Annotated in this window: 5 protein-coding genes; 3 read left to right on the forward strand and 2 right to left on the reverse strand. The window is 64.2% G+C overall.

Features of this window, described 5'->3' with window-relative positions:
- The 3 genes from KBA32_RS09710 to KBA32_RS09720 all read left to right on the forward strand — a co-directional run.
- On the forward strand, positions 1–2,574 hold a 2,574-nt coding region (locus KBA32_RS09710; protein WP_294358135.1), incomplete at its 5' end, for an ATP-binding protein.
- Complete coding sequence (locus KBA32_RS09715) at positions 2,571–3,794, forward strand: Wadjet anti-phage system protein JetD domain-containing protein (RefSeq protein WP_294358137.1); 1,224 nt, start codon at positions 2,571–2,573, stop codon at positions 3,792–3,794. The genes KBA32_RS09710 and KBA32_RS09715, both read left to right, overlap by 4 nt.
- Before the next feature lie 48 nt (positions 3,795–3,842).
- Positions 3,843–4,328, forward strand: coding sequence for a YbaK/EbsC family protein (locus KBA32_RS09720; protein WP_294358138.1), 486 nt, complete (start codon positions 3,843–3,845; stop codon positions 4,326–4,328).
- Between the two features lie 288 nt (positions 4,329–4,616).
- Here the strand turns inward: KBA32_RS09720 and KBA32_RS09725 are convergent, their stop codons facing one another.
- Positions 4,617–5,600 carry a hypothetical protein gene (locus KBA32_RS09725; RefSeq protein ID WP_294358140.1) on the reverse strand — a complete coding sequence of 328 codons (984 nt, stop codon included), beginning with the start codon at positions 5,598–5,600 and terminating at the stop codon, positions 4,617–4,619.
- A 4-nt stretch (positions 5,601–5,604) separates the two neighbouring features.
- Positions 5,605–6,441 (reverse strand): ABC transporter permease (locus KBA32_RS09730; protein WP_294358141.1); only part of this gene is annotated, 837 nt, incomplete at its 5' end.

Consider the following 6,441-nt stretch of genomic DNA (forward strand, 5'->3'; position numbering starts at 1 on the left):
CAGCAGGTGGAACTGCTGACGCCGCTGGTGGCCGATAGCAAGCGTCACGCGGCGTTGACCAACGAAGTGAACGAGTTGCGCCATTGCCGCGACAGCCTGCGCACCTACTTCGCCGGCCTGAAGCTCGATCTGCTCGATAAGCGCCTGGGCAATCTGGACGAGGAATGGAGCCGGGCCGATGCCCAGGTACGCCGGCAGGATGCTGCACGCGAGGAACAGGGCCGGCAGGCAGACGAGCTCAAACAGGCGATCAGCGACAACGGCGGCGACCGGCTGGAGCGGTTGGCCGCTGAAATCCGCAAGAAGGAAATTGTGCGCGACGCACGCCAGACCAAGGCCGGACGCTACGGCGAACTGGCGGCGGTATTGGGCGAACCGGCCGCGCGTGACGAAACCGCGTTTGCCGCGCAGCGCGCGCAGTTCGGAGGCTGGCGCGAAGACCTGCGCCAGCGCGAAGCCGATCTGCAAAACACGCTGACCGAACGCAGCGTCGCAATGCAGCAGGGCAAGCAGGAGCATGTGCAGCTGAGCGCCGAGATCGACAGCCTGAAACGCCGGCGCAGCAATATCGACGACCAGCAGATCCTGATCCGCGCCGCCCTGTGCGCAGCCTTGGGGCTCGACGTGGACGAGATGCCCTTTGCCGGCGAGCTGATCCAGGTGCGCGAGGACGAGCGCGATTGGGAAGGCGCAGCCGAGCGTCTGCTGCGCGGCTTCGGTCTCTCGCTGCTGGTCCCGGATACGCATTACAAGGCCGTGGCCGAGTGGGTCGACAGCAGTCACCTGCGCGGTCGCCTGGTGTATTTCCACGTTCGACCGCGCAAGGGCGCCGAGCTGCCCGAGCTGCACCGGGATTCGCTCGCGAGAAAGCTCTCCATCAAGCCCGATTCGCCGCACTACGACTGGCTGGAACGCGAACTGGCGCACCGCTTCGACGTGGCCTGTTGCGCCACGCAGGAACAGTTCCGACGCGAGACGCGCGCCATCACCCGCGCCGGCCAGATCAAGGACCCGACCGGCCGGCACGAGAAGGACGATCGCCACCGCATCGACGATCGCAGCCGTTATGTGCTCGGCTGGAGCAACAGCGCCAAGATCGCCGCGCTGGAGGCCCGGCGCAGCCAGCTCGAAGGCCGTTTGCAGGAGATCGCCGGCCAGATCGGCACTGTCCAGCAAGAGCGCAACGGGCTGCAAACCCGGCTCGATGCGCTCACCCGGCTGGAAGAATTCACCCTGTTCGAAGAACTCGATTGGGCCAATGTCGCGACCGAGATCGCCACCCTCGAAGAGGAGCGCCGCGCCCTGGAACAGGCTTCCGATATTCTCAAGCAGTTGACCGAGCGCCTGAGCGAACTGCAGCAGGCGCTGAAGAATGCCGACGCCGAACTGCTCGCCGCGCGCGACCGACGCGCCAAGGTGGAGCAACGTCGCAGCGATGCCCAGGCATTGCGTGAGCAAACGGCACAGTTGCTTGCGAGCGCGAGCGTCGATGCGGCGCTCGTCGCCACGCTGGAAACGCTGCGTGCCGAAGCGCTGGGCGAGCATCAACTGAGCGTGGAGTCCTGCGACAACCGCGAGCAGGACGTGCGCGGCTGGCTGCAAGGACGCATCGACGCCGAAGACCAGAAACTCAAGCGCCTGGCCGAAAAAACCATCAAGGCCATGGTCTCGTTCAAGGAACTGTTCAAGCTGGAAACGGCCGAGTTCGACGCCAGCCTGGAGGCGGCTTTCGAGTACGAGAACCTGCTGGTGCAATTGAACAGCGACGATCTGCCGCGCTTCGTCGCCCGCTTCAAGGAACTGCTCAACGTCAACACCATCAACGAGATCGCCAATTTCAACGCGCAACTGGCGCGCGAGCGCGAAACCATCAAGGAGCGCATCGCCCACATCAACAAGTCCCTGGGCGAGATCGACTACAACCCCGGCCGCTACATCGTGCTGGAATCGCAGATCAGCCCCGACGCCGAAATCCGCGATTTCCAGCAAGCGCTGCGTGCCTGCACCGAAGGCGCGGTGACCGGGTCGGACGATGCGCAGTATTCCGAGGCCAAGTTCCTGCAGGTGAAGGAGATCATCGACCGCTTCCGGGGCCGCGACGGCCTGTCCGAACAGGACCGGCGCTGGACGGCCAAGGTCACCGACGTGCGCAACTGGTTCCTGTTCGCCGCGAGCGAGCGCTGGCGCGAGGACGGCAGCGAGCACGAGCATTATTCGGATTCCGGCGGTAAGTCTGGCGGCCAGAAGGAAAAGCTCGCCTACACCATTCTCGCCGCCAGCCTGGCTTACCAGTTCGGCCTGGAATGGGGCGCGGTGCGCTCGCGCTCGTTCCGCTTCGTGGTCATCGATGAAGCTTTCGGCCGCGGCTCGGACGAATCGGCGCAATACGGCCTGAAGCTGTTCCAGCAGCTCAATCTGCAACTCCTGATCGTCACGCCGCTGCAGAAAATCCACATCATCGAACCGTTCGTCTCCAGCGTCGGCTTCGTTCATAACGAAGGCGGCCGCGATTCGAAACTGCGCAATCTGTCGATTGAGGAATACCAGGCACAGAAAGCCGAGCACCCGGCATGAACTGGAGCACACCGAAGGACCTCAAGGCGCAGCTTGCCCGGCTTTGGGAGCGTGGCGAACTGTTGCGTGACCAGTTTGCTGAAGAGGCTCGCTTTCCCTTGCGCCTTTCCGTCAAGGGGCCGACATCGGCCGAAATCACCGATCGTTTCGAAGCGGTGCGTACTTGGGCCGCCACGCTGGCGACTACGCCGCCGCTACGCGTGGAGTGGCAGGAAGTGCGCCACCGCGTGCATGGGCTGCAACGCCTGCCGGCTTGTGTCTGGATTGATTCGGCTGACGACGCCCTCGGCTGGCTGGGCAAACGTCGTGACCGCGATGAATTCGCCAATCTGATTGCATGCACGCGAACGCAATGTCCAGCGGTATTACCCTGGCTGGAGAAACGACCGCTGCAGACGCTGGCGCTGTCCGGCGAATGGGCGCGCTTGCTGGCGGTGGTGAATTGGGTGGTGGCCCATCCCCGGCCCGGTGTTTATCTGCGGCAGGTCGATGTCCCCGGCGTGCACAGCAAGTTCATCGAAACGCACCGGGCCGCACTCTCGGAACTGCTCGACCTGGCGCTGCCGGCCGACTGCGTGGACGCCTCCCGAACCGGCGTTGCGCAATTCGCCGCCCGTTATGGCTTCCGGGACAAGCCGCAGCGGATTCGCCTGCGCGTGCTTGACCCCGCGATTCGCGTCTTTGCCGGATTGGCCGGCCCCGACGTCACGCTCGATGCCGACAGCTTCAGCCGGCTTGCCGTCGATGTGGCACGGGTGATCATCACCGAGAACGAAACCAACTTCCTCGCCCTGCCCGAAATGCCCGGCACGCTCGCCATCTTCGGCGCCGGCTACGGCTGGGATGCACTCTCGCGGGCGGATTGGCTGGCGCAGTGTTCGATTCACTACTGGGGCGACATCGACACGCACGGCTTCGCTATCCTCGACCAGCTGCGCGGCCATTTCGGCCATGTGCAATCCCTGCTGATGGACCGTGCCACGCTCGATGCGCACGAGGCGTTCTGGGGCTGGGAGGAGAAGCCGCAACGCGCCGATCTTGCCCGCCTGACGGCGGACGAACTCAGCCTCTACGACACCCTGCGCGACAACCGCATCCGCGAAGGGCTGCGGCTGGAGCAGGAGTATCTGGGATTCGACTGGGTGCGGGAGCGGCTTGAACAACTGACGGATCAAGAAAGCAAACCCGAACGCAAACCTGGTGTTGCCGGAAGAACATAGATAAATCAAAGCTATTTCGATTCCAACCATTCAATCCATCGACCGACCATGAGCCTTCAAACCGTCCGTAACTTCTTCTCAGCCCTCAATCTCGACCTGCCCATCATCGAACTCGAAACCAGCACCGCGACGGTCGCTCTGGCGGCCGAAGCGCATGGCGTGGAGCCGGGACGCATTGCCAAGACGCTGGCGTTCCGGCTGAGCAGCGGCGAAGCCTTGCTGCTTGTGGCGCGCGGCGATGCGCGCATCGAGCACAAGAAGTTCAAGGAGGTGTTCGGCAAGGGCAAGATGCTGCCGCTCGACGAAGTGGTGGAGCTGACCGGGCATCCGGTCGGCGGCGTGTGCCCGTTCGGGCTGGCGAATCCCCTGCCCGTCTATCTCGACCGCTCGCTGCTCGCCTTCGACGAGGTCTTGCCGGCGGCTGGCGCCGTCCATAGCGCGGTACGCATCAGTCCGATGCAGATGGCGGAGGTAACCGAAGGGGAATGGGTCGACGTTTGCCAGGGCGAGGTGCCGTCCGTAGTCGGAGTCTGAAGCCCGTTCGCCCTGAGCTTGTCGAAGGGGAACGGGCTTCGACAGGCTCAGCCCGAACGGTCGTTGAGCCTTCTTGCTACCGTATCAACCTTAAAACCTCAGTTCTTCACCGCAAAGGCGCAAAGGGCGCGAAGGTTCGCAAAGAAAATCAAAGGGCTACGCGAACAGCGCGTATTTTCCATAGTCACCCATAGGGTGAATGATTAAATGCGATCAACCCGTTGTTTCCTTTGCGATCTTTGCGCCTTCGCGCCTTTGCGGTGAGGTATTTAGGATCAACAGATCGTCTTACAGCGCCCGCGCCGAGAGGCGATAGGCGATGCTCAGCGGGACGCCCGCCCTCAATTGCAGCCCGGCCCGCTTCGCCAGCGGATGGATCTCCGGCGGCGTCGCGACGCTGGTCAGGTCAAAGCAGCTGTTGTCCGGCTCGATGCCGAGCGCGTAGTGCGTTCCCGCCCACGGCGCGTGCGCGCGGCCGCCGTTGCTGATCCAGAGCAAGGCGTCGGGCAACTGCGTCGCATCCCAGTCGAGCAGCACTTCGGCATCCTGCGCGGCGTAGCGCAGGACGAACGGCGGCTTGCAGTCGGCGACCTGGAGCAGTTCCTCGGTCTTGAACGGTAGCGGCAGGCGCGTTACGTCGAGCGTGGTGCCGCCTTCGGCCGGCAGGGCTTTCAACGTCGAGGCGACGAGTCCGGGCCGCAGGCGCGAGACGCCCGGTTCGGCCTGCATCGGATAGGTATGCACCGCGGCGTAGCTACCACCAACGATTTCAACGCCTTCCTTCGGTACGACGAAGGTCGGGTGCAGCGCGAACGGGATGACCGCGTCGCGTCGCGGGTGGATGACGAGTTCGACTTCGATGGCCGGGGCGTCTGCCTGCGCACGGATGTGCCGCTCAAGCCGTTCGACCAGATCGCCAGGAGGCAACTCGATGGCGAGCGACAGCACCGAGTCCGAGCTGGCGACCAGTTCCCAGCGATGATTCGAGCAGTAGCCGTGATCCCAGCCGTTTTCCAGCGTGCGTGCCTGCCAGCCCGCCGGCAGGTTGTCGGGAACACGCGCCGGGCCGAACGGCAGGCACGGCCATTCGCCGCGCAGGCCGGCCATCAGCGGCGACAAGCCTTCCGGCTTCCAGGGAGCGACGTGCAGCGGCGAGATGCGGCGTCCGCCGCCCAGATCGAACTCGACCGGCGCGATCATGCCGCCGACGGCTCGCACCGTCACCTCGCCATGCGCCCAGGCGAGGTGATAGAACGTTTCCTTCTCCGTCATCGTGTCAGACTTTCTTCGCAGCTTTCGGCTTGAACAAGCCGTAGCGGCCGATGACGTAACGTAAAACCATGACGACGATCATGGTGCCGCCCCACATCGCCTGCGTGAGCTGCGTATTGACGCCGAGCAGATTGAGGCCGCTCGAAATCACCTGCAGCACGAGCAGCGCGATGAACAGTCCGGAGACCTTGCCGAAACCGCCGTTCGGATCGACGCCGCCAAGGATCGCCGCGAGCACCGTGATCAACAGATACGACGCCGCGTAACCCGCGCTCGCCGAGTTGAAGCGCGCCATCATCAGGATCGCGGCCAGCCAGCACATCACGCTCGACGCCGTGTAGATGCCGATCAGTACGTTGCGCGTGTTGATGCCGGAGTAACGCGTCGCTTCGAGGTTGGAGCCGACCATATAGACGCTGATGCCGAAGCGCGTGCGCGAGAGCAGCAGGCCGACGCCGACCGTCGCCGCGGTGAAGATCCAGAACGGCAGCGGAATCCCGAGCACCACCGAATTGCCGATCGACTGCATCACATCCGGGAAGCCGGCGATCGGCTTGCCGCGCGTGAGCCACACGCAGGTGCCGCTGATGATCGACATGGTGCCGAGCGTCACGAGGATCGGGTGCGTGTTGAGCGTGGCGACGAGATAACCGGTGATCGCGCCGACCAGCACGACGGCGACCAGCCCGGCGAGCAGCGCCAGCGCGACGATCATGCCGGCGTTGCCGCCCGTGGGATCGACGTAGGTCGTCATGATCCACGCCATGAGCAGCGCGGCCATGTTCGTCGTGGCGATGATCGCCAGGTTGAAGCCGCCGCTCAGGAGCGGGAAGAGCATCGC

The sequence above is a fragment of the Propionivibrio sp. genome, assembly GCF_017995515.1.
Lineage (GTDB): Bacteria > Pseudomonadota > Gammaproteobacteria > Burkholderiales > Rhodocyclaceae > Propionivibrio.